This window comes from Hydrogenophaga sp. ANAO-22 (assembly GCF_042466645.1).
Classification (GTDB): Bacteria; Pseudomonadota; Gammaproteobacteria; order Burkholderiales; family Burkholderiaceae_C; genus Hydrogenophaga.
Genome location: NZ_CP159956.1, coordinates 3,865,473 through 3,887,679 on the forward strand (window position 1 = coordinate 3,865,473; position 22,207 = coordinate 3,887,679).

General features: G+C 68.6%; 19 protein-coding genes. 17 read left to right on the plus strand and 2 right to left on the minus strand.

Annotated elements, in window-relative coordinates:
- Nucleotides 1-10: 10 nt before the first annotated feature.
- A complete protein-coding gene (locus ABSY19_RS18605; protein ID WP_291117876.1) occupies nucleotides 11-424 on the minus strand; it encodes a low affinity iron permease family protein in 414 nt (137 codons plus the stop codon).
- 17 nt (nucleotides 425-441) lie between these two features.
- A complete protein-coding gene (locus tag ABSY19_RS18610; protein ID WP_382154528.1) occupies nucleotides 442-2,163 on the minus strand; it encodes an MBL fold metallo-hydrolase in 1,722 nt (573 codons plus the stop codon).
- Between the two features lie 70 nt (nucleotides 2,164-2,233).
- On the opposite strand from ABSY19_RS18610, the gene dapF reads away from it, so the two are divergent.
- The 17 genes from dapF to murD all read left to right on the plus strand — a co-directional run bounded on the left by dapF (nucleotide 2,234) and on the right by murD (nucleotide 22,186).
- Nucleotides 2,234-3,109 carry a diaminopimelate epimerase gene (dapF, locus tag ABSY19_RS18615; protein ID WP_382154531.1) on the plus strand — a complete coding sequence of 292 codons (876 nt, stop codon included), beginning with the start codon at nucleotides 2,234-2,236 and terminating at the stop codon, nucleotides 3,107-3,109.
- A 24-nt stretch (nucleotides 3,110-3,133) separates the two neighbouring features.
- Complete coding sequence (locus ABSY19_RS18620) at nucleotides 3,134-3,820, plus strand: DUF484 family protein (RefSeq protein WP_382154534.1); 687 nt, start codon at nucleotides 3,134-3,136, stop codon at nucleotides 3,818-3,820.
- A gap of 11 nt (nucleotides 3,821-3,831) precedes the next feature.
- Entirely contained in the window at nucleotides 3,832-4,860 is a 1,029-nt protein-coding gene (locus tag ABSY19_RS18625) for a tyrosine recombinase XerC (RefSeq protein WP_382154537.1), read from the plus strand.
- Nucleotides 4,861-4,954: 94 nt separating this feature from the next.
- Complete coding sequence (locus ABSY19_RS18630; RefSeq protein WP_382154540.1) at nucleotides 4,955-5,407, plus strand: DsrE family protein; 453 nt, start codon at nucleotides 4,955-4,957, stop codon at nucleotides 5,405-5,407.
- A gap of 511 nt (nucleotides 5,408-5,918) precedes the next feature.
- On the plus strand, nucleotides 5,919-7,010 hold the full coding sequence (locus ABSY19_RS18635; RefSeq protein WP_382154544.1) for a CobW family GTP-binding protein: 1,092 nt from the start codon (nucleotides 5,919-5,921) through the stop codon (nucleotides 7,008-7,010).
- A 239-nt stretch (nucleotides 7,011-7,249) separates the two neighbouring features.
- A complete protein-coding gene (dksA, locus tag ABSY19_RS18640) occupies nucleotides 7,250-8,485 on the plus strand; it encodes an RNA polymerase-binding protein DksA (RefSeq protein ID WP_382154547.1) in 1,236 nt (411 codons plus the stop codon).
- A 56-nt stretch (nucleotides 8,486-8,541) separates the two neighbouring features.
- A complete protein-coding gene (locus ABSY19_RS18645) occupies nucleotides 8,542-10,428 on the plus strand; it encodes an STAS domain-containing protein (RefSeq protein ID WP_382154550.1) in 1,887 nt (628 codons plus the stop codon).
- A 93-nt stretch (nucleotides 10,429-10,521) separates the two neighbouring features.
- Nucleotides 10,522-11,067, plus strand: coding sequence for an ATP-dependent protease subunit HslV (hslV, locus tag ABSY19_RS18650; protein ID WP_291118076.1), 546 nt, complete (start codon nucleotides 10,522-10,524; stop codon nucleotides 11,065-11,067).
- Complete coding sequence (hslU, locus tag ABSY19_RS18655) at nucleotides 11,067-12,401, plus strand: ATP-dependent protease ATPase subunit HslU (RefSeq protein WP_382154553.1); 1,335 nt, start codon at nucleotides 11,067-11,069, stop codon at nucleotides 12,399-12,401. Before hslV ends, hslU begins: the two co-directional genes overlap by 1 nt.
- Before the next feature lie 326 nt (nucleotides 12,402-12,727).
- Nucleotides 12,728-13,144, plus strand: a complete 417-nt coding sequence (gene mraZ / locus ABSY19_RS18660) for a division/cell wall cluster transcriptional repressor MraZ (protein ID WP_291118081.1) — start codon at nucleotides 12,728-12,730, stop codon at nucleotides 13,142-13,144.
- A gap of 5 nt (nucleotides 13,145-13,149) precedes the next feature.
- Nucleotides 13,150-14,076, plus strand: a complete 927-nt coding sequence (gene rsmH / locus ABSY19_RS18665; RefSeq protein ID WP_382154556.1) for a 16S rRNA (cytosine(1402)-N(4))-methyltransferase RsmH — start codon at nucleotides 13,150-13,152, stop codon at nucleotides 14,074-14,076.
- Nucleotides 14,073-14,378: a cell division protein FtsL gene (ftsL, locus tag ABSY19_RS18670; RefSeq protein ID WP_291118087.1), complete on the plus strand. Its 306-nt coding sequence runs from the start codon at nucleotides 14,073-14,075 to the stop codon at nucleotides 14,376-14,378. Before rsmH ends, ftsL begins: the two co-directional genes overlap by 4 nt.
- A 2-nt stretch (nucleotides 14,379-14,380) precedes the next feature.
- Nucleotides 14,381-16,114 carry a peptidoglycan D,D-transpeptidase FtsI family protein gene (locus ABSY19_RS18675; protein WP_382154559.1) on the plus strand — a complete coding sequence of 578 codons (1,734 nt, stop codon included), beginning with the start codon at nucleotides 14,381-14,383 and terminating at the stop codon, nucleotides 16,112-16,114.
- A complete protein-coding gene (locus ABSY19_RS18680) occupies nucleotides 16,114-17,658 on the plus strand; it encodes a UDP-N-acetylmuramoyl-L-alanyl-D-glutamate--2,6-diaminopimelate ligase (RefSeq protein ID WP_382154562.1) in 1,545 nt (514 codons plus the stop codon). The genes ABSY19_RS18675 and ABSY19_RS18680 overlap by 1 nt, the downstream gene beginning before the upstream one ends.
- Complete coding sequence (gene murF, locus ABSY19_RS18685; protein WP_382154565.1) at nucleotides 17,655-19,073, plus strand: UDP-N-acetylmuramoyl-tripeptide--D-alanyl-D-alanine ligase; 1,419 nt, start codon at nucleotides 17,655-17,657, stop codon at nucleotides 19,071-19,073. Before ABSY19_RS18680 ends, murF begins: the two co-directional genes overlap by 4 nt.
- Nucleotides 19,063-20,241, plus strand: coding sequence for a phospho-N-acetylmuramoyl-pentapeptide-transferase (mraY, locus tag ABSY19_RS18690; protein WP_382154568.1), 1,179 nt, complete (start codon nucleotides 19,063-19,065; stop codon nucleotides 20,239-20,241). The genes murF and mraY overlap by 11 nt, the downstream gene beginning before the upstream one ends.
- 100 nt (nucleotides 20,242-20,341) lie before the next feature.
- On the plus strand, nucleotides 20,342-22,186 hold the full coding sequence (gene murD / locus ABSY19_RS18695) for a UDP-N-acetylmuramoyl-L-alanine--D-glutamate ligase (protein WP_382154571.1): 1,845 nt from the start codon (nucleotides 20,342-20,344) through the stop codon (nucleotides 22,184-22,186).
- The last annotated feature ends 21 nt before the right edge of the window (nucleotides 22,187-22,207 follow it).

Here is a 22,207-nt window from a genome sequence, read left to right on the forward strand (position 1 = left end):
CCGGGCGCGCTCAGGCCTCGGGAATGTCGGTGTCCGTGCCGCCACCCTTGAGCCGCGCCCGCGCCTGGGCGGCCAGGTCCTCGTACTTCTGGCGGAAGGCGTCGAGCTCTTCCTCTTCCAGCTCTTCGAGGTCCAGCAGGGCGGTGTGCGCGCCCTGGGTGGCGCGGATGAGTTCGTCCAGCTTGACCTGGATGGCCTCCGTGTCGCGGTTCTGCGTGTTCTGGATCAGGAACACCATCAGGAAGGTGATGATGGTGGTGCCGGTGTTGATCACCAGCTGCCAGGTGTCGCTGAAGCCGAACAGCGGTCCCGTGACCAGCCACACCACGATGAGCGCGACCGCCAGGGCGAAGACGCGCGGGCGGCCGCTGAAGCGCGCGGCGGCCTTGGCGAAACGCGAGTACCGGTTGGTGGACTTCGGCATGGTGGCCTCCGGCGTCTTCAGAGGTTGAAACCGCCCAGGCTCTGGATGCGCTCCACGTGCGCCATCAGCGAGCGCTTGGCCACCGGCCACAGGCGGTCGGGCACGTCGTCGTAGGCGAGCTTCACCCAGTCGTCCATGCTGCCCTCGGGCACGGCCTGCATGGCCCGCGCCACCTTGGCCTCGCGCGCAAGGCGGTGCGCCTTGAGGTGGGCGATGGCCGCGCGCGCGCCGCCATGCAGCGGGGCGCTGGGGTTGTCGCCCGTGCGCTTCAGATCGCCCAGCACGTAGCCGTGCGCGGGCAGCAGGAACTCGATGCCGTGGCGCTCGCACAGCGCATCCAGCTTGTCCAGGGAATCGAGGTAGGCGCCCATGTTGCCGTCGGGCGGGTCGATCACGGTGGTGCTGCCGTTGAGGATGTGGTCGCCGGTGAACAGCAGGCCGTCTTCCACCAGCGTCAGGCACAGGTGGTTGGCCGCGTGGCCCGGGGTGTGCACCACCTCCAGCGTGTGCGACACCGTGGCGTCACCGGCCTGGCCCAGCAGCACGAGCTGCTCGCCGTCGGCCAGCACGCGCTCGGGCGTGAAGCGGCTGTTTTCGCGCGAGGTGGGGGCGCTGGGCAGGCCGAGGATGGGCGGCTTCTCCAGGCCGGCCGCCGTGCACAGCGCCTGCAGGCGCGGCGCGCCGGGCGAGTGGTCGGGGTGCGAGTGGGTGCAGACGATGGCCTGGATGCGCCCGCCCGCCGCGCGCCACAGGCGCTCGATGTGGGCCGGCTCGTCCGGGCCCGGGTCGATCACGATGTGGCCGCTCGCGGGGTCGCCCACGATGTAGCTGTTGGTGCCCGGGCCGGTCATGAAGCCGGGGTTGGGCGCGGTCAGACGCTGCACGTTCTTCAGCAAGGACACCGGCTGTTCGTTCTGCCAGTCCAGGCTGTGCACCATCTGTCCGTCGGGGCACACCATGGCGAGCTCGCCGAACGGGGACTCGTGTTCCATGTAGCGCTCTTCGGCACCCCGCACCAGGCCGGCGCGCGGGCAACTGGTCCACAGCGGCTCGTCATTCTGGGCGCACGCATCGAGCACGGACTGCACGCTGGCGTGGGCCTGCAGTCGCTCCAGCGTGCGGATGGTCGGGAAGATGATGAAGAAGTTGCCGACCTTGTGGCGCTCCAGCGCGTCGGCCGGGCGCACCCAGCACGGCTCGAACTGCTCGGCCTCGTCGGCCACCGGCTGTTGCCCCGCGGGCATGCGGGCCACGAGAAAGGGCACGTCGAAGCGCCGCGGCAGGTCGCGGTCGGTGATCCAGTGCGCGAGCACGAACACGCCCGCGCCGTCCAGCGTCAGGCCCCGGGCCTGGCATTGCGCGGCGAACGGGGCCTTGCGGTCCAGCGTGGCGATGTCGCTGTCGTCCACCGGCGAGCCGTCGGCCCGGTGCGCGAGCAACACGCCGAGTTCCTCGTAGCTTTCGCGGATGGCGGCGATCGCCTGCGTGAGGTGCAGGTCGCTCTGCGTGGGGCGGCGCGTGGCGATGCCATGGGCCTGGGCGTCGGCCGCGTCGATGCCGCCGCCGGGGAAGACGTAGGCGCCGGGGGCGAAGCTCGCCGTCATGGAGCGGCGGGTCATCAGCACCTCGATGCCGGGGCGGGCCGGGTCGGTGCTGTCGCGCAGCAGCAGCACGGTGGCGGCGGGCCTCACGGTGGCAAGGGGGCGGGGCGGGTGGAGGAGTTGGGTGGGACGGACCATGCGGGCATTTTGCGGCAAGGCGCCGCCGCGCGCTGACGCCCGCGCGGCGCAGGGCGGATAATCGATGGCCATGCACATCCGATTCACCAAGATGCAGGGCGCCGGCAACGATTTCGTCGTGCTTGACGAGACGCGAGGCCGCCTGGGCCTGAGCGCCGCGCAGTACCGCTTTCTGGCTGACCGCCACTTTGGTGTCGGTGCCGACCAGATCCTCAGCGTGCGCGCCTCGCCTGGGCGCGGGCTGGACTTCGAGTACGTGATCCACAACGCCGATGGCGGCCAGGTGGAACAATGCGGCAACGGCGCGCGCTGCTTCGTGCGCTACGTGCACGACAAGGGCCTGAGCGCGAAGAACCCGCTGCGCGTGAAGGTGATGAATGCCGAGCTGGAACTGAAGATGCACACCGATGGCCGCGTGACGGTGGACATGAGCCCCCCGGTGTTCGCGCTCGATCGCGTGCCTTTCAACGCCGAGGGCCTCACGCCCGAGCCCATGGGCGGCTTCGAGCGCTGGCCACTGGCACTGCCCTATGCCGGCGATGTGCCGGTGGCCGTGCTCTCCATGGGCAACCCGCACGCGGTGCTGCTGGTGGACGACGTGCAGGCCGCGCCGGTGCCGTCCTGGGGCCCCTGGATCGAAACGCACGAACGCTTTCCCCGCCGCGTCAACGCCGGTTTCCTGCAGGTCGTCAGCCGCAGCGAGGTGCGCCTGCGCGTGCACGAGCGCGGCGCGGGCGAGACCCTGGCCTGCGGCACGGGCGCCTGCGCCGCCGTGGTGGCCGGCATCCGGCTGGGCCTGCTCGACGAGCGGGTGGACGTGCACACCCGGGGCGGCGTGCTCACCATCGAGTGGAAGGACACCCTCAGCCACGACCAGCCGGTTTTCATGACCGGCCCCGCCACCACCGTTTTCGACGGTGAGATCGACATCCCCGACCTCGCCTGACCCCGCCACCGAACCGCACACGCCATGAACGCCAACCACATCCCGCCCATCACCGAAGACGACATCGCCAACTACCTGGCGAACACACCCGACTTCTTCGAGCGCCACGCCAGCCTGCTGGCGGCGGTGCAACTGACCAGCCCGCACGGCCAGCGCGCGGTGAGCCTGCAGGAGCGCCAGGCCGAGATGCTGCGCGAGAAGATCCGGGGCCTGGAGCTCAAGGGCGCGGAGATGATCCGCCATGGCAACGAGAACACCGTGATTGCCGACAAGCTGCAGCGCTGGACGCGCGAACTGCTGCTGACGCGCGACGCGCGCGAGCTGCCCGAGGTCACCACGAAGGCCATCGCCGACCATTTCCTGGTGCCGCAGGTGGCCATCAAGGTCTGGGAGGTGGAGCCCGCGTACGCGGAGGAAGCCTTCGCCCAGGGCGCCAGCGACGACGTGAAGGCGTTTGCCTCGTCGCTCATGCGCCCGTACTGCGGAGCCAACCCGGGGCTGGAGGCGGCGCAGTGGCTGGCCGATTCGGCCTCGGCCGCCTCGCTCGCCCTGATTCCCCTGCGCGCGGGCATTGCGCCGCAGGCCTTTGGCCTGCTGGTGCTGGCCTCGCCCGACACCCAGCGCTTCGCGCCCGACATGGGCACCGACTTCCTCGAGCGCATCGGTGAGCTGACCAGCGCGGCCCTGTCGCGCCTGCGCCCCCCGTACTGATTCTGGCGTCCATGAATCTGCCCGAGCGCTCCCTGGCTGGCCCGACCGGGACGGGCGACGATGCCACGCTGGTGCAGGCCTATCTGAGCCACGTCCGGGTGGAAAAGCGGCTGGCGGACCGCACCGTCATCCTGTACACGCTCGATCTGGAGCGCCTGACGGCCCACGCCCGCGAGGCCGGGGTGGGGCTCAAGGCCGTTCAGAACGCGCACATCCGCCGCTGGATCGCGCAGATGCACGGCGCCGGGCGCAGCGCGCGCGGTATCGCGCTGATCCTTTCGGGCTGGCGAGGCTTCTATGTGTGGCTCGGGCGCCAGGGCCTGATCGACCACAACCCGGTGCAGGACGTGCGCGCGCCCAAGGCGGGCAAGCCGTTGCCCAAAGCCCTGGGCGTGGACGACGCGGTGCAGCTGGTGTCGCACCACGAAGCGTCGGACGACCCGGCCCTGGAAGCGCGCGACGCGTGCATCACCGAGCTGTTGTACGGCTGCGGTCTGCGCATCGGCGAGCTGGTGGGGCTGGACGTGGCCGCCAGTGGCAGCGCGCGCGGCTGGATCGATGCGCAGGACGGTGAGGCCCATGTGCTGGGCAAGGGGTCCAAGCGGCGCAGCGTGCCGGTGGGGCGGCAGGCGCTGGCGGCGCTGGCGGTCTGGCTGGCGCAGCGCGCCACCTGGGCCGGCGAAGAGCCCGCGCTCTTCATCGGCTCGCGCGGCCAGCGCCTCACGCCGCAGCACATCCGCGTGCGGCTCAAGCGCCGCTCCCTGCAGGCCGGGCTGGCCACACCGGTGCACCCGCACATGCTGCGCCACTCGTTCGCGAGCCACGTGCTGCAGTCCAGCGGCGACCTGCGGGCGGTGCAGGAGCTGTTGGGCCACGCGAGCATCAGCACCACGCAGGTGTACACCCGGCTCGATTTCCAGCACCTCGCTCAGGTGTACGACGCGGCCCACCCGCGCGCGGGCAGCCGCGCCGGCCAGGCGCCCGAGCCTCTGGAAGGGCCGCCCGTCATGCAGACGCCGCGCCCGCCGCGTTCCCGCTGAGGCATGTCCCTGAGGCCCCCTGCCCAGGGCAATGCTTGTAGGATGCTGCACCGCCTTGCGCGATCGCTTTTTTTTACTTCATCCGGAGACACCCATGTTCAAGTTTCTCGCCGTGCTCAAGACCCTGATGCTGGGCGCCGTGCTGGCCACATCCCTGCAGGCGAATGCCCAGGCCCAGGCTCAGGCCCAGCCGGCCGTCAAGGTGGTCTACCACCTGAGCGACGGCATCCCGCAAGCGACGCGCGCGATCCAGAACATCCGCAACCACCTCGCGGCCGACCCCACGGCCAAGATCGTGGTGGTGACCCACGGTGCGGGCATCGACTTCCTGCTCGACGGCGCCAACAACACGGCCGGCCAGCCGTTCTCCGGGGCGATCGGCGACCTGTCGGCCAAGGGGGTCGGCTTCTTTGTCTGCAACAACACTTTGGTGTCGCGCAACATCGATCCGGGCAAGGTGGCCATGGAAGCCAAGATCGTGCCTTCTGGCGTGGCGGAAGTTGCCCGGCTGCAGGCGCGTGAAGGCTTTGTTTATCTGCGGCCCTGAGTTTTTCTTTCTGAGACCTCGCGTCGGGCCGGTGGCGATGCCCGACTGCTCCGGCCCTGCTCGCGGGTGACTGCCCGAGTCCATCGCAACCCCCTCGTCAACACCAGGTTGGCGCGCAGCCTCTGTGGCAACCGCGAATGGGGGCCTGCGCATTCGGGCATCGCCACCGTCCCGCAAGAAGCGCAGGCACACCACCGCGGGCGCGCCAACTTTTGCCGTGGGGCGGGTGGGCCGGGCATGAGGGCGCTGGCCCCATTCGAGGTTGCCACAGAGGCTGCGCGCCGATCCGATGTTGACGAAGTGATGCCAGCGGACCCGGGCAGTCGCCCGCGAGCGGCCGGCGCCAGCCTGCCCGGACCACCCGACCTCGCCAGACCCGGTGGAGCGAAACCGAGGGAAGAAAGCCCATCAGGCCTGTTTTTTGCATATCCCGAAAGAGGCACAAAACGCGAGGGTGGCATACACTTCCCGGTTGCCCATTTCGCCACCCCCTCATCTGCCAGCGCCTGCCATGTCACTCATCCCCGCGACCATCCTCACCGGCTTCCTCGGCTCTGGGAAAACCACGCTGCTCAAGCGCGTGCTCAGCGAGGCACACGGCCAGAAGATCGCCGTGGTCGAAAACGAGTTCGGTGAAGAGAACATCGACAACGAAATCCTGGTGGCCGATACCACCGAAAACATCATCCAGATGAGCAACGGCTGCATCTGCTGCACCATCCGCGACGACCTGCGCGCCACCCTGCAGGACCTCGCACAGAAAAAACGCAAAGGCGAACTCGACTTCGAGCGCGTGGTCATCGAAACCACCGGCCTGGCCGATCCGGGTCCCGTGGCTCAGACCTTCTTCATGGACGACGAGATCGCCGAGCAGTACCTGCTGGACTCCATCCTCACGCTGGTCGACGCCAAACACGCCGCCGAACAACTCAACGAACGCCAGGAAGCCCGCCGCCAGGTCGGCTTTGCCGACCAGATCTTCATCAGCAAGTCCGACCTCGTGAGCGAGGAAGACCTCGGCGCCCTCACGCACCGCCTCAAGCACATGAACCCGCGCGCCCCCATGCGCCCGGTGCATTTCGGCGACGTGGCGCTCAAGGAAGTGTTCGACCTGCGCGGCTTCAACCTCAACGCCAAGCTCGACATCGACCCCGACTTTCTCAAGGTCGATGACCACGATCACGCGCATGACCATGGCCACGACGACCATGCGCATGAGCACCACGACCACGAGCATGGTGAGCACTGCAACCACCCCTCGCACCAGCACGGCCACGGTAGCCATGGCCACCATCACCACCACGACGACGATGTGAAAAGCTTCGTCTACCGCGCCACGCGCCCGTTCAGCCCGGAAAAGCTCGAAGACTTCCTGGGCGCGATCGTGCAGGTGTATGGGCCGCGCATGCTGCGCTACAAGGGCGTGCTGCACATGCAGGGCACCGACCGCAAGGTGATCTTCCAGGGTGTGCACCAGCTCATGGGCAGCGACCTCGGGCCCGTGTGGGCCGAAGGTGAGCCGCGCACCAGCAAGATGGTCTTCATCGGCATCGACCTGCCCAAGGACATCCTGGTGCAGGGCCTGGACCAGAGCCTGGCCTGACGGGCATGGACCGCAACGCCTTCCCGCCCCCTCGTCTCCAGCGGAGCTGAACGTGCCGTTTGTCTCGCTTCTCCAACGACGGGCCCGGGCCCCGGTGCGGGATTCCGGGAGGAACAGGCGGGGCTCGTTACAATCGCGGCCCAAGTTGGCCGGCCGGCCGCCTTTGCGGGCACCGATCGACCAATGCCGAGAGCCGTTCGGCAATGAGGGTATAACGTCGCATCCGGCGGCCCACCGTGATGCATCTCGGGCCCAGCCCGCCGCAGCGCACCGCCCGAGATCCCGCTTCGTCAGTCACTGAGAGGAGACCCGTTGTGAAAGCCCCGGCAACCAGGACAGCGAAATCAGGCAAACCCGCCGCGTCGGGAGCCAAGGCACGCGCGTCGGCGGCGAAAAAGACTACAACGGTGGCCAAAACCCAGAAAACAGCCGCCAAGCCTGCGGCCAAACCCTCCAAACCCGTGGCCAAGGCCGCGGTCAAAACCGTTGCCAAGACCCCTCTGAAAACCCCTGCCAAGACCGCTGCGAAGCCTGCCGCCAAAGCCAAGACCCCGGCCAAGCCGGTGGTGAAGGCAGCGGTCAAGGCGGTCGCCAAGGGCAAGGCGGTGGTGGCCAAGAAGTCACCCGCCCCCAAGGCCACGCCCGCCAAAACCGCCGCGCGCGCGCCAGTGAAGGCGGCCACCCCTGCGGTCAAACCGGCGGCCAAGGCCGCCCCCAAAGCAACGACCCAGTCCGCTGCCAAAGCGGCTGTATCCTCCGTGACCCCTTCGGTTCCCAAGGCCGCGCCTGCCGCAGCCCCTGCTTCCAAACCTTCCAGCGCCAAGCGCCCGGCGGCTCCCCCACCGGTCGTGGTGGAGCCCACCCCTCGCCCCCTGGGCAAGCGGGCGGCCAAAAAGGTCATGATGGAGCAGATGACGCAGGCCGCCGTGGTCCCCACCCACGCCCCAGACGCTGTCAAAGCGACTTTCTCCCATATGAATCAACGTGCCGTCATGACCCCTCCCGTGCCATCCTCCATCCAGAAAGACCCCAAGCGGGCCAACAACTGGAAGACCCTGCCGGTCGAGCAACTCACCGACCTGGACGTGCAAGCCATGCCCGACAGTGAGTACATGAGCGACCTGCAGCTGGCCTACTTCCGTCGCAAGCTGTCCCAGCTCAAGGCCGACATGCTGGCCAACGCTGGCGAAACCACCGAACACCTGCGCGAAGACACCGTGGTCGTGCCCGATCCGGCCGACCGCGCGACGATCGAAGAAGAACACGCGCTCGAATTGCGCACCCGGGACCGGGAACGCAAACTGCTGAAGAAGATCGAACAGGCAATCGCGCGCATCGACTCCGGCGACTACGGTTACTGCGAAGAAACCGGCGAGCCCATCGGTGTCGGTCGCCTGATGGCCCGGCCCACCGCCAGCCTTTCGCTCGAAGCCCAGCAGCGCCGGGAGCTCAAGCAGAAGATGTTCGGGGACTGAGCCCAGTCCCTCGCCGTTCGTTTCAGTTCCCGTTTCATTTCCGGTACCGACTTTCCATGTCCAAGGACGACTCCAGCGGCGGCTTCCTGTCCAAGGTGGTGAAGTTCGTGCGCCATCCGACCACCAGCTGGTCGGACCTGGACACCCGGACGGCCGATCGCGAGAGCGAATACAGCAAGGCCGCGCTCAAGGAAATGATCGAGCGCAAGCGGCGCAACGACTTCGTGCGCAAGCGCGAGTTCGACATGCTGCGCAAGATCCGCAGCCGCGAGGGCACCGGGGCCGAAGGGCCCGGCATGCGCCCTTCGTTCTTCCAGAGCAGCCTGCCGTCCAAGCCGGACGACCGGGCCGAGACCCTGAAGAAGATCGATGAGATCGAGGCCCAGATGTCGATGCAATGGTGGAAGACCAAGGGGCCCGATTCCCTGGTCAGCACCGGCTCCGGCCTGAACACCGGCACCCACGGCCCTGGCAACCTTGCCTCCGCCAAATCCAAGCAGGTGCCCCTGGCGCCCAGCGTGCCCGAGTCCAGCGTCCGGCAGCGCAAGGCGCAGTACGACGAGACCGAACCCGGTCCCTTGCCCAATCCGACTGCCTCCGCGCCTGCGACGGTGCAGTCGCTGGACATTCCGGCGTTGAACATCCCGGCGTCCGCCTCGGCACCCGCTGCCCTGCGCAAGAGCTGGAGCCCGGCGCAGGAACGCGAGGTGGCGTCCGCCGCCCCGCCGCCGTCTCCACAGCCGCCTGCGCGCACCGGGCTGGTGGCGCCCACGGCCACGAACGAGCACCGCAGTTCGGGCCAGGAGTTCTCGGCCTCGCATTTCTACGCCCTGGATGTGCAGGAGATCGCGCAGGACCCCGAAGTGGAGGAGGCCGCGATCCGTTTTGCCAACGGCGACGACGCCGGGGCGGAGCAGGGCCTGCTGGAGGTCTTGGGTGAGGGGGGCGCCAAAGCCGACGAAAAGGAAGACTGGCTGGCCCTGTTCGACCTGTACCGCGCCACGGGACAGCTCGCCCCCTTCGAGAGCCGCGCGGTGGATTTCGTCAACCGCTTCAGCCGTTCCGCGCCGCAGTGGTACGACATGCCCGAGACCGTGGCCGGCATGACCGGCAAGGTCTATGTGCCCTCCACCGGCCACAACCGCGCGGTGTGGGTGAGCGAGCCGGAACTGGACGCGCACGCGGTGGGCACCCTGCAGAACGTGCTGCTGCGCGCGGCACAGCCCTGGGTGCTCGACTGGACGCCGCTCGAAAGCATGGATCTCAAGGCGGCGCGCGCGCTGCTGGGCATCTTCACCTTGTGGGGCGACCAGGAAGTGGAGTTGCGCTTCCAGGGGTCGTCGCCGTTCCGGGACTTGCTCAAGAGCCAGACGCCCTCGGGCCGCCGCGACGTCGAACAGCTCTGGTGGGAGTTGCGCATGGCGGTGCTGCGCGTCATGAACCGGCCGGACGAGTTCGAACTCACCGCGCTCGATTTCTGCGTGACCTACGAGGTGTCGCCACCGGGTTGGGAAAAGCCGCGCTGCTACTACTCGTCGCAGTCGGCGGACAGGCCCGGCGAGGCCGGCCAATCGGTGCTGGGCGAGTCGGTGCTGGAGCAGGTGGCGTCGGGCTTCCCGCACAGCGAATCGGTGCTTGACAGCGAAGCGGGTGACTACAGCCAACTGGGTCTGGTCGAGCTCTCGGGCGAGATCCGGGGCGATCCCCAGGTCACGCTCGAAGCGCTGGAGCGCAAGCTCAAGGGCGCCGACGTGCTCATCATTTCCTGCCGCAACCTGATCCGGGTCGACTTTTCGGCCGCGGGCACCTTGCTCAACTGGGTGTCGAACCACCACGCTGAAGGGCGTGTGGTGCAGTTCGTGGACGCCCACCGGCTGGTGTCGGCGTTCTTCCACGTGATCGGCATCACCGAATACGCCAAGGTGGTCGTCCGCATCGACTGATCGAGGCCGCTGCCGGCCCTCCTTGCATTTCTGTTGCACAAACGCGCGCGCCCCGCCGTTGCAATCGCACAGACCGTCCTCAACTGAAGCGCCATGGAATCATTTCACGGAACCACCATCGTCTGCGTGCGGCGCGAGACACCCCAGGGCGTGCAGGTCGCCATCGGCGGTGACGGCCAGGTCACGCTGGGCCACATCGTCGTCAAGGGCACGGCCCGCAAGGTGCGCAAGCTCTACCGCGACCAGGTGCTCGCCGGTTTTGCCGGCGCCACCGCCGACGCCTTCACACTGTTCGAGCGCTTCGAGGCCAAGCTTGAAAAGCACCAGGGCCACCTGGTGCGCGCGGCCATCGAACTCACGCGAGACTGGCGCACCGACCGCGTGTTGCGCCGCCTGGAGGCCATGCTCGCGGTGGCTGACCACAGCGCCTCGCTGATCATCACCGGCAACGGCGACGTGCTCGAACCCGAGCACGGCATCGTGGCCATCGGTTCCGGTGGCGCGTACGCGCAGGCCGCGGCCAAGGCCCTGATCGACCACACCGACCTCAGCGCGGAAGAGGTGGTGCGCAAGTCGCTCGCGATCGCGGGCGAGCTGTGCATCTACACCAACATGAACCACACCGTGGAGGTTTTGTAATGTCCTCCATGACGCCCCAGGAAATCGTTTCCGAACTCGACCGTTTCATCATCGGCCAGAAGGGCGCCAAGCGCGCCGTGGCCATTGCCCTGCGCAACCGCTGGCGGCGCCAGCAGGTCGATGAAAAACTTCGGCCCGAGATCACGCCCAAGAACATCCTGATGATCGGCCCCACCGGCGTGGGCAAGACCGAGATCGCGCGCCGCCTGGCCCGCTTGGCCGATGCGCCCTTCATCAAGGTCGAGGCCACCAAGTTCACCGAGGTGGGCTATGTGGGCAAGGACGTGGACAGCATCATCCGCGACCTGGCCGAGATCGCGATCAAGCAGACGCGAGAGGTCGAGATGCGCAAGCAGCGCGCCCGCGCCGAAGACGCCGCCGAGGACCGCATCCTGGACGTGCTCATTCCGCCGCCGCGCGGCGTGGCGGGCGAGCCGTCCGCCGTGGCCACGCCGGAGGGCACCGCACGCCAGAACTTCCGCAAGAAGCTGCGCGAAGGCCAGCTCGACGAGCGCGACATCGAGATCGACCTGGCCGAGGCGCGGCCGTCGATGGAGATCATGGGCCCGGCCGGCATGGAAGAGATGGCCGAGCAACTGCGCGGCATGTTCAGCCAGATGGGGGCCGGCAAGCGCCAGACGCGCAAGCTCAAGATCGCCGAGGCCATGAAGCTGCTGATCGACGAAGAGGCGGGCAAGCTGGTCAACGAGGAAGAAATCAAGACCCGCGCGCTGCACAACGCCGAGCAGAACGGCATCGTGTTCATCGACGAGATCGACAAGGTCACTTCGCGCAGCGACGCGGGCGGGGCCGAGGTGTCGCGCCAAGGCGTGCAGCGCGACCTGCTGCCGCTGGTGGAGGGCACCACGGTGTCCACCAAATACGGCGTGGTCAAGACCGATCACATCCTCTTCATCGCCAGCGGTGCGTTCCACCTCGCGCGGCCGAGCGACCTGATTCCTGAGCTGCAGGGCCGTTTTCCGATCCGCGTCGAGTTGCAGTCGCTGTCGGTGGAGGACTTCGAGGCCATCCTCACACAGACCCATGCCTCGCTGGTGAAGCAGTACCAGGAGTTGCTGGCCACCGAAGGCGTGACGCTGGCCTTCGCACCCGACGGCATCCGCCGCCTCGCGCAGATCGCCTACGACGTGAACGAGCGCACCGAGAACATCGGTGCGCGCCGTCTCTCCACCGTGATGGAGCATCTGCTGGACGAGGTGAGCTTCGACGCCACGCGCCTGCAGGGCCAGACCATCACCATCGACGCGGCCTATGTGGACGCCCGCCTGGGCGAACTCAGCCGCAACGAAGACCTTTCGCGCTACATCCTCTGAAGTCTCTCAGGGCCTCGGCTTCGCGCCGAGTGCCCTTTCGGCCCGCCCGCACCCCGTGTCGCGGGCGTCGCGCCAGCCTTTTTTCTCCCACCTGATCATTCATACAGCCCTGCATGTAACAGGGTTTTGAAGCTTCACATGCAGTGCTTGTTGTAAGTGCTTGCTTTTAATGTGTTTTTGACCGCGATAAAGCTTCTAAATGCTTCCTAAGTGGTTGATTTCATTGAAAAAATGTGTAGCTGGCCCGTTGCGCGCAGGGTATTTCCTGATAAAGTGGAAAAAAGTGCAATTAAGTGGTGAAAAGTGTCTTCCAAGGGCTAAAAGCGGTGTTCCAGGGTGCGTCTTCTCTCAGTCTCGATGTGAAGGGCCGGCTGTCCATGCCGACCCGGCACCGGGACGCCCTGGGCGCGGCACTCACCATCACCAAGCACCCCCACGGCTGCCTCATGGTATTCCCCCGCAGCGCCTGGGAACAGTTCCGTGACCGCATCGCCTCGCTGCCCATGCAGGCCCAGTGGTGGAAGCGCATCTTCCTGGGCAATGCGATGGACGTGGACATGGACACCTCCGGTCGCGTGCTGGTCTCGCCCGAACTGCGCGCGGGCGCCGGCATCAGCAAGGACGTGGTCCTGCTGGGCATGGGCGCCTACTTCGAGCTGTGGGACGCGCAGGTCTACGCGGCGCAGGAAGCCGAAGCCATGAAGGCCGAGATGCCCGATGTCTTCAAGGACTTCTCTTTCTAAGGGCCATGGTGCAAGGCGCATGGAACCATCAAACCGTCCTGTTGAACGAGGCTGTGCAAGCCCTCGGCATCAACCCGGACGGGCACTACGTCGACGCCACTTTCGGGCGCGGCGGCCACTCCCGGCTGATCCTCGAGCAGTTGTCCCGCAAGGGGCGGCTGACCGTCTTCGACAAGGATCCTCAGGCGGTCCAGGCGGCAAAAGAACTGGCGGCCAGCGATGGCCGTTTTTCCATCCGGCACGAGGGGTTCAGCCACCTAGGCGAACTGGGCGATGCGAGCGCCGACGGCCTGCTGATGGACCTGGGCGTGAGCTCCCCGCAGATCGACGACCCCGAACGGGGTTTTTCTTTTCGCCACGACGGACCTCTGGACATGCGCATGGACACCACGCGCGGCCAGAGCGTGGCTCAGTGGCTGGAGACGGCCGAGGTCTCAACCCTGTCGGAGGTCATTCGTGACTATGGCGAAGAACGGTTTGCTCAATCGATTGCAAAGGCGATTGATCGTCGCCGACAGGAACGGGGCCCTTTTCGAACCACCAGCGAGCTGGCCGAAGTCGTGGCTGGCGCGGTCAAAACCCGCGAGCCGGGCAAGGACCCTGCAACGCGCACATTTCAGGCTTTTCGGATTTTCATCAACGCCGAGCTTGAAGAGTTGCAACAAGCGCTAGAGGCCAGCCTGCACGTGTTGCGTCCCGGAGGAAAACTGGTGGTGATCAGCTTCCATTCGCTCGAAGACCGCATGGTCAAGCAGTTCATGGCGCGCCATTCGCGCGCCGTGGTGGACCGCCGAGTGCCTTTCGCCGAACCCGCGCCCATGGCCCTGTGCGGCCTCAAGCGCGTGATGCCTTCCGACGAGGAAGTCAAGGCCAATCCGCGCTCGCGCAGCGCCGTCATGCGCGTGGCCGAGCGCACGGAGGCGCCGGCATGATCCGCCTGAACCTCGTGCTGCTGGCGGCCGTGATCGCGAGCGCCTTCTACCTCGTGCACACGCAGTACGAGTCGCGCCGGCTCTACACCGCGCTGGACCGCTCGCAGGCCCAGGCGCGCAAGCTGGAGTCCGAGCACGAGCAACTGCAGGTGCAGAAACGCGCCCAGGCCACGCCGGCGCGGGTGCAGCTGCTGGCCGCGCGCCAGCTGCAGATGCGCCCGGTGACGCCGGGCATCACGCAGTACGTCACCGTGTTCGAGCCGTCGCAGCCGGCGGCAACGAACCCCACGCCGGAGCGCTGACCATGGGTCGCAGCATCAACTACTCCGCGAGCCCCCTGCTGGCCAGCCGCACCCCGGTGTGGCGCAGCAAGTTCATCGTGGCCGCGCTGGCCGTGGCTTTCGCGGGCCTGGCCGGCCGCGCCGCCTACGTGCAGGTGTTCGGCAACGACTTCTTCCAGCGCCAGGGCGAAGTGCGTTTCGCGCGCACGCTGGAGCTGCCGGCCAACCGCGGCCGCGTGCTCGACCGCAACGGCCTGATCCTCGCGTCCAGCGTGGTCGCGCAAAGCATCTGGGCGATTCCCGAAGACGTGGACCGCGCCGAGCCCAAGCTGCGCCAGCTCGCCAAGCTGCTCGAAATGCCGCTGGCCGACCTGCGCAAGCGCCTGGCCGATGACGACAAGACCTTTGTCTGGATCAAGCGCCAGGTGGACGATCCGGTGGCCAAGGAGATCGCGGCGCTCGGCATCAAGGGCATCTACCAGCGCCGCGAGTACAAGCGCCAGTACCCCGAGGGCGAGGCCGCTGCGCACGTGGTGGGTTTCACCAACGTGGAAGACATCGGCCAGGAGGGCGTGGAACTCGCGTTCAACCAGCAGCTGGCTGGCAAGAGCGGCTCGCGCCGCGTGATCAAGGACCGGCTCGGCCGCGTGGTCGAGGACGTGCGCGACGTGGTGCCGCCGGTGGACGGCCCCGACCTGCAGCTGTCCATCGACAGCAAGGTGCAGTACTTCGCGTACCAGAAGCTCAAGGACGCGGTGCTGGCGCACAAGGCGCACGCCGGCAGCGTGATCGTGCTCGACACGGTCTCGGGCGAGGTGCTGGCCCTGGCCAACTACCCCAGCTACAACCCCAACCGGCGCCAGAACCTGACGGGCGAGCAGCTGCGCAACCGCGTGCTCACCGACAGCTTCGAACCCGGCTCGACCATGAAGCCCTTCATCGCCGCGCTGGCGCTGGAAAAGGGCCTGGTCACGCCCAACACCCCCATCCACACCGCACCCGGCCGCATCACCATCGGCGGCTCGACGATCAGCGACTCGCACCCGAACGACGTGCTCACCGTGTCCCAGGTGATCCAGAAGTCGAGCAACGTGGGCACGGTCAAGATGGCCATGCAGATGAGCCCGCGCGAGATGTGGGAAACCTACGCGCAGGCCGGCTTCGGCCAGAAGCCGCAGGTGCCGTTCCCCGGTGCGGTCACGGGCCGCCTGCGTCCCTACAAAACGTGGCGCCCGATCGAGCAGGCCACCATGAGCTACGGCTACGGCCTGTCGGCCTCGCTGTTCCAGCTCGCGCAGGCCTACACCATCTTCGCGCGCGACGGCGAGCTGATTCCCCTGACCCTGCAGAAGTCCGACACCCAGACCGCCGGCGTGCGCGTGTTCAGCGCCAAGAATTCGATCGCCGTGCGCCAGATGCTCGGCCTGGCCGCCGGCCCGGGCGGCACCGGCTCGCGCGCCCAGACCATGGGCTATTCGGTGGGCGGCAAGAGCGGCACCGCGCACAAGCAGGAAGGCAAGGGTTACGCCGAGAAGAAGTACCGCAGCTGGTTCGTGGGCCTGGCGCCGGTGGAAGCGCCGCGCATCGTGGTCGCGGTGATGATCGACGAGCCCAGCAACGGGCAGTACTTCGGCGGCCTGGTGGCCGCGCCGGTGTTCAGCGAGACCGTGCAGCAGACCTTGCGCATCCTCGGCGTGCAGCCTGACATGAACGTGAAGCCGCAGATCGTCACCCACGTGGTGGAGGAGTCGTTCTGATGCTGCGCACCATCCAGGACCCTCAGGCCGTGGCCGACTGGCTGCGCGAGCGCGGCGTGCGTGCCCTGCGCTGCGACAGCCGCCGCGTGGGCGCGGGCGATGGCTTCGTGGCCTGGCCGGGTGCGGCCACCGACGGGCGCCGCTACGTGGCGGGCGCGCTCCAGGCGGGCGCCGTCGCGGCGCTGGTGGAGCACGAGGGCGCACCAAGCTATGGCTTCGACGACGAACGCGTGGTGGCGGTGCCAGGCCTCAAGGCCTCGGCCGGCGCGATCGCCAGCGCCTTCCACGGCACGCCGAGCGCCGCCCTCGACATGGTGGCCATCACCGGCACCAACGGCAAGACCTCCACCGCCTGGTGGACGGCGCAGCTGCTGTCCTTCTGCGCCAAACCCTGCGCGGTGATCGGCACGCTGGGCATGGGGCGCCCGCCCCAGCCCGGCCAGGCGGAACGACCGCTGGTCGCCACCGGCCTGACCACGCCCGACCCCGTCATGCTGCAGGCCGAACTGCACCGCTTCGTCGACACCGGCCTGAAGGCCTGCGCCATCGAGGCCTCGTCCATCGGCATTGTCGAAGGCCGGCTCAACGCCACGCAACTGCGCGTGGCCGTGTTCACCAATTTCACGCAGGACCACCTCGACTTCCACGGCAGCATGGAGGCCTACTGGACCGCCAAGGCCGGGCTGTTCGACTGGCCGGACCTGGCCAGCGCGGTGGTCAACATCGACGACGCCCGCGGCGCGGACCTGGCCGCCACGCTCGCCCGGCGGGGGCTGGACCTCTGGACCGTGGCCATCGAAGCCGGCCACCATGGGCGCGCGCGCCTGTTCGCGCAGGACCTGGCCTTCACCGACAGCGGCATGGCCCTGCAGGTCGGCGAGCGCGACGCGCGCGGCCGCACCCTGGCCCAGCACGCGCTGAGCCTGCCGCTGGTGGGCCGCTACAACGTGTCCAACCTGCTGTGCGTGCTGGCCAGCGCGCGCGCCCTCGGCGTGCCCCTGGCCGACGCCGTGCAGGCCTGCGCCGCGCTCACGCCCGTGCCCGGCCGCATGGAGCAGGCCGCGGTCGGCCAGCCTGGTCAGCCGCTGGTGCTGGTGGACTACGCGCACACACCCGACGCACTCGAAAAAGCCCTGCAGGCCCTGCAACCGCTGGCGCGCCAGCGCGGCGGCGCGCTCTGGGTGGTGGTGGGTTGCGGCGGCGACCGCGATGCCGGCAAGCGCCCGCTGATGGCCGCGGCCGCCGAGCGCGAGGCGCAGCGCCCGGTGCTCACCAGCGACAACCCGCGCAGCGAAGACCCGATGGCCATCCTGCGTCAGATGGTGGCCGGCCTCTCCTCGTCGGATGCCGCACTGGTCGAACCCGACCGCGCCCAGGCCATCGCCCTGGCGGTGGCGCGCGCCGAGGCGCGCGACGTGGTGCTGATCGCCGGCAAGGGCCACGAGGACTACCAGGACGTGATGGGCGTGAAGAAACCGTTTTCCGATCTGCAGCAGGCGCGCGCCGCGCTCGCGCAGCGCCACGGACAGGGGGCCCACGCATGAAGACCCTGGGCCAGCTCCTGCCGCAGCTCGACGGCGCCCGCGTGGTCGGCCAGCCCGATCTGCCGTTCACCCGCGTGCACACCGACACCCGCAGCCTGCAGCCGGGCGACCTCTTCGTGGCCCTGAAGGGCGAGCGCTTCGACGCGCACGACTTCCTGCCGCAGGCGCAAGGGCAGGGCGCGCTGGCCGCCATCGCCCACCAGGGCCTGGCCGAGGCCGGTCTTCCCGGCGTGGAAGTGCCCGACACCCGGCGCGCGCTCGGCGAGCTGTCGCGCCGCTGGCGCAGCCAGTTCGACCTGCCGCTGATCGCCGTGACCGGCAGCAACGGCAAGACCACGGTCACGCAGATGATCGCGTCCATCCTGCGCGCCGCCGCGGGCGAGGCCGCGCACGCCACCCAGGGCAACTTCAACAACGACATCGGCGTGCCGCTCACCCTGCTGCGCCTCACCGCCGCGCACCGCCTCTCGGTGGTGGAGCTGGGCATGAACCACCCGGGCGAGATCGCCGAACTCGCCGCGCTGGCGCTGCCCACGGTGGCGCTGGTCAACAACGCGCAGCGCGAGCACCTGGAATTCATGGCCACGGTGGAAGCCGTGGCGCGCGAGAACGGGCAGGTCATCCAGGCGCTGGGCGCCGACGGCGTGGCCGTGTTCCCCTCCGACGACACCTATACCCCGCTGTGGCGCGAGTTCGCCGGAGCGCGGCGGATCATCACCTTCAGCGACCGCGACGAGGCCGCCGATGTGAAGGCGCTCGAGACCGAGTGGGCCGAAGGCGCGTGGGCGCTGAGCTTCGTCTCTCCGCTGGGCGAAGCCTCGGTGCGCCTGCGCATCGCCGGCCGCCACAACGTGCGCAACGCCCTGGCGGCCACCGCCTGCGCCCTGGCCGCCGGTGTGCCGCTGGACGCCGTGGTGCGCGGCCTGGACGCATTCGAACCGGTGGGCGGGCGCTCGCGCGCCCTCGCGCTGCGCGTGAACGACCGCCACGTCACCCTGATCGACGACACCTACAACGCCAACCCCGACTCGGTGCGCGCCGCCATCGACGTGCTGGCCGAGCTGCCCGCGCCGCGCCTGCTGGTGCTGGGCGACATGGGCGAGGTCGGCGAACAGGGCCTGGCGTTCCACGACGAGGTGCTGCGCCACGCCCTGGCGCGCGGCATCGAGGCCGTGCACGTCGCGGGCGACTGGATGCGCCAGGCCAGCGCGCCCCTGCCCAAAATCATTCATTGGGTCGAAGTGCCCGCCCTGGCCGGCGCCGTCTGCGCCGCCGTGACCGACGACCGGCCGGTGTACCGCAGCGTGCTCGTCAAGGGCTCGCGCTTCATGCGCATGGAACGCGTGGTGCAGGCGCTGCTGGCGCTGGACCCCGCTCAAACAAAAGACAAGAAGGACAACGCCCATGCTGCCTAGCCTGGCCCTCTGGCTGCAAGGCCTGTCGCCCGAATTCGGATCCCTGCGGGTGTTCCAGTACCTCACCTTCCGCGCCGTGATGGCGGCCATGACCGCGCTGCTGGTCGGCCTGGTGGCAGGCCCGTACTTCATCCGGCGCCTGGCCGCGCTCAAGATCGGCCAGCCGATCCGCGAGTACGCCATGCAGACCCACCTGAGCAAGGGCGGCACGCCCACCATGGGTGGTGTGCTCATCCTGTTCTCGATCGCGCTGTCCACGCTGCTGTGGTTCGACCTCACCAACCGCTTCGTGTGGATCGTGCTGCTGGTGACCCTGGGTTTCGGTGCCATCGGCTGGGTGGACGACTGGCGCAAGGTGGTCAACAAGGACCCGGAAGGCATGCGTTCGCGTGAAAAGTACTTCTGGCAGTCGGTGATCGGTCTGGTGGCCGCGTTCTACCTGGTGTTCAGCGTGTCCGAGTCCAGCAACCTGCGCGTGCTCGAACTCTTCGTCGCCTGGGTGCGTTCGGGTTTCAGCGTGGACCTGCCGCCGCAGGCCGGCCTGCTGGTGCCCTTCTTCAAGGAAATCAGCTACCCGCTGGGCGTGTTCGGTTTCGTGATCATGACCTACCTGGTCATCGTCGGTTCGAGCAACGCCGTCAACCTCACCGACGGCCTCGACGGCCTGGCCATCATGCCGGTGGTCATGGTCGGCTCGGCGCTGGGCGTGTTCGCCTACGTCACCGGCAACACGGTGTTCGCGCGCTACCTGCTGCTGCCGCACATCCCCGGCGCGGGCGAGTTGCTGATCTTCTGCGCCGCCATGGCCGGCGCGGGCCTGGCTTTCCTGTGGTTCAACACCCACCCGGCGCAGGTGTTCATGGGCGACGTGGGCGCGCTCGCGCTGGGCGGCGCGCTGGGCACCATCGCCGTCATCGTGCGCCAGGAAATCGTGCTCGCCATCATGGGCGGCATCTTCGTGGTCGAGGCGCTGTCGGTGATGCTGCAGGTGAGCTGGTTCAAGTACACCAAGCGGCGCTACGGCACGGGCCGGCGCCTGTTCCAGATGGCGCCGCTGCACCACCACTTCGAGAAAAAGGGCTGGAAGGAGACGCAGGTCGTCGTGCGCTTCTGGATCATCACCATGCTGTTGTGCCTCGTGGGGCTGTCCACGCTCAAGCTGCGATGAAAAAGAACACCCCCGCCACGCTTCGCGCGACCCCCTCAAGGGGGCAACACCTGCAGCCCGGCAAAGCCGGTTCTGCGGTGTTCCGCGATGGTGCTTTCGCATGCGGCTGCTTCCTGTTCCGGAGAGGCGTGGCGTGAACGGCGTACCCGTCCTCATCCTCGGTCTGGGCGCCTCCGGCCTGGCCATGGCGCGCTGGTGCGTCCGCCAGGGTGCGCGCGTGACCGTGGCCGACACGCGCGAGACGCCGCCCCAGCTGGCGGTGCTGCGCGCCGAGTGCCCGGACGCGAATTTCGTGGCCGGACCGTTCGACGACACGCTGCTGGCGCGCGCCGAGTGGAACCTGATCGCGCGCAGCCCGGGCCTGGCGCCCGAGATGCTGCAGGGCGTGTTCGGCTGGGCAACGGAGCGCGGCGTGGCCGTGGTCGGTGAGCTCGACCTGTTCGCCCGCGCCCTGCGCGAACTCTCGCAGCGCGCGCACCTGCCGTACAAGCCCAAGGTGCTGGGCATCACGGGCACCAATGGCAAGACCACCGTCACCTCGCTCACCGGCCTGCTGCTGCAGCGCGCCGGCCTGAACGTGGCCGTGGCCGGCAACATCGGCCCGGCCCTGCTCGACGTGCTGTCCGCCGCGCTCGACACCGAAGCCGTGGCGCAGGCGGCCGACGACGAACGCGCGGCGGCCGAAGAAGCGCAGGCGCAGGCCGAAGCGCAGGCCGAAGCGCAGGCCCAGGTGGCCACCGAGGCCCCCGTGGCCGTCGAAGCCGAGGCCGTGCCCGCGGAAGACGCCGACGCAGAGATCGACGAGGCCGATGAAGCCGTGGCCTCGGCAGATGCCGAGGCAGAAGACGAAGGCCCGACCCAGCTCGTGCCGCCGCCCGTGGAACCCCCGCAGCCGGCGCACCTGCCCCAGGCCTGGGTGCTGGAACTCTCCAGCTTCCAGCTCGACGGCACCGCCGGCGGCGACTGGGACGGCGTGCCCACCGCGGCCACCGTGCTCAACCTCACCGAAGACCACCTGGACTGGCACGGCAACATGGCTGCCTACGCCCTGGCCAAGAAGGCGGTGTTCGGCGCGCAGGCCCTGATGCTGCTCAACCGCGACGACCCGCTGGTCATGGGCATGCAGCCCGGCTTGGTGACCGTGAAGGTGGGCAACCGCAACCGCCAGCAGAGCGCGCGCCCCTGGGCCAGCTTCGGCCTGGACGCGCCCACCCGCGCGGGCGACTGGGGCATCGAATCGGTCAATGGCATGGCCTGGCTGGTGCGCGCCCTGGCGCTGGACGAAACGCGCAAGCGCGGCCGTGGCGCCGAAGAAGACGAAGAGATCTATTTCCAGCGCCTCATGCCCGTGGACGCGCTGCGCATCCGTGGCCGCCACAACGCGGCCAACGCCCTGGCCTCGCTCGCGCTGGCCACGTCCACCGGCGCCGCGCTCGGTCCCATGCTGCACGGCCTGCGCGAGTACCGCGGCGAGCCGCACCGCGTGGAACCCGTGGCCATCCTCGACGAGGTCGAGTACTTCGACGACAGCAAGGGCACCAATGTGGGTGCCACGCTGGCGGCCGTGCGCGGTCTGGGCGTGGAGCGCCGGCTGGTCGTCATCCTGGGTGGCGATGGCAAGGGGCAGGACTTCCTGCCGCTGGCCGAACCGCTGGCCCGCTTCGCGCGCGCCGTGGTCTACATCGGCCGCGACGCCGGCCGCATCCGCGAGGCCGTGGGCACCGCGCTGCAGGAGGCCGGGGTGCCCCAGCTCGACGCCGCCACGCTGCCCGACGCCGTCGCGCTCTGCGCGCAGCAGGCGCGTGCGGGCGATGCGGTGCTGATGTCGCCGGCCTGCGCCAGCCTGGACATGTTCGACAACTACATGCACCGCGCCCGCGTGTTCGTGGAAGCGGTGCACGCCCTGGCCGCCGAGCAGGGCCTGAGCCTGGAGGGGGGACTGTGAAGAAAAAAACCGCCGCCGCCG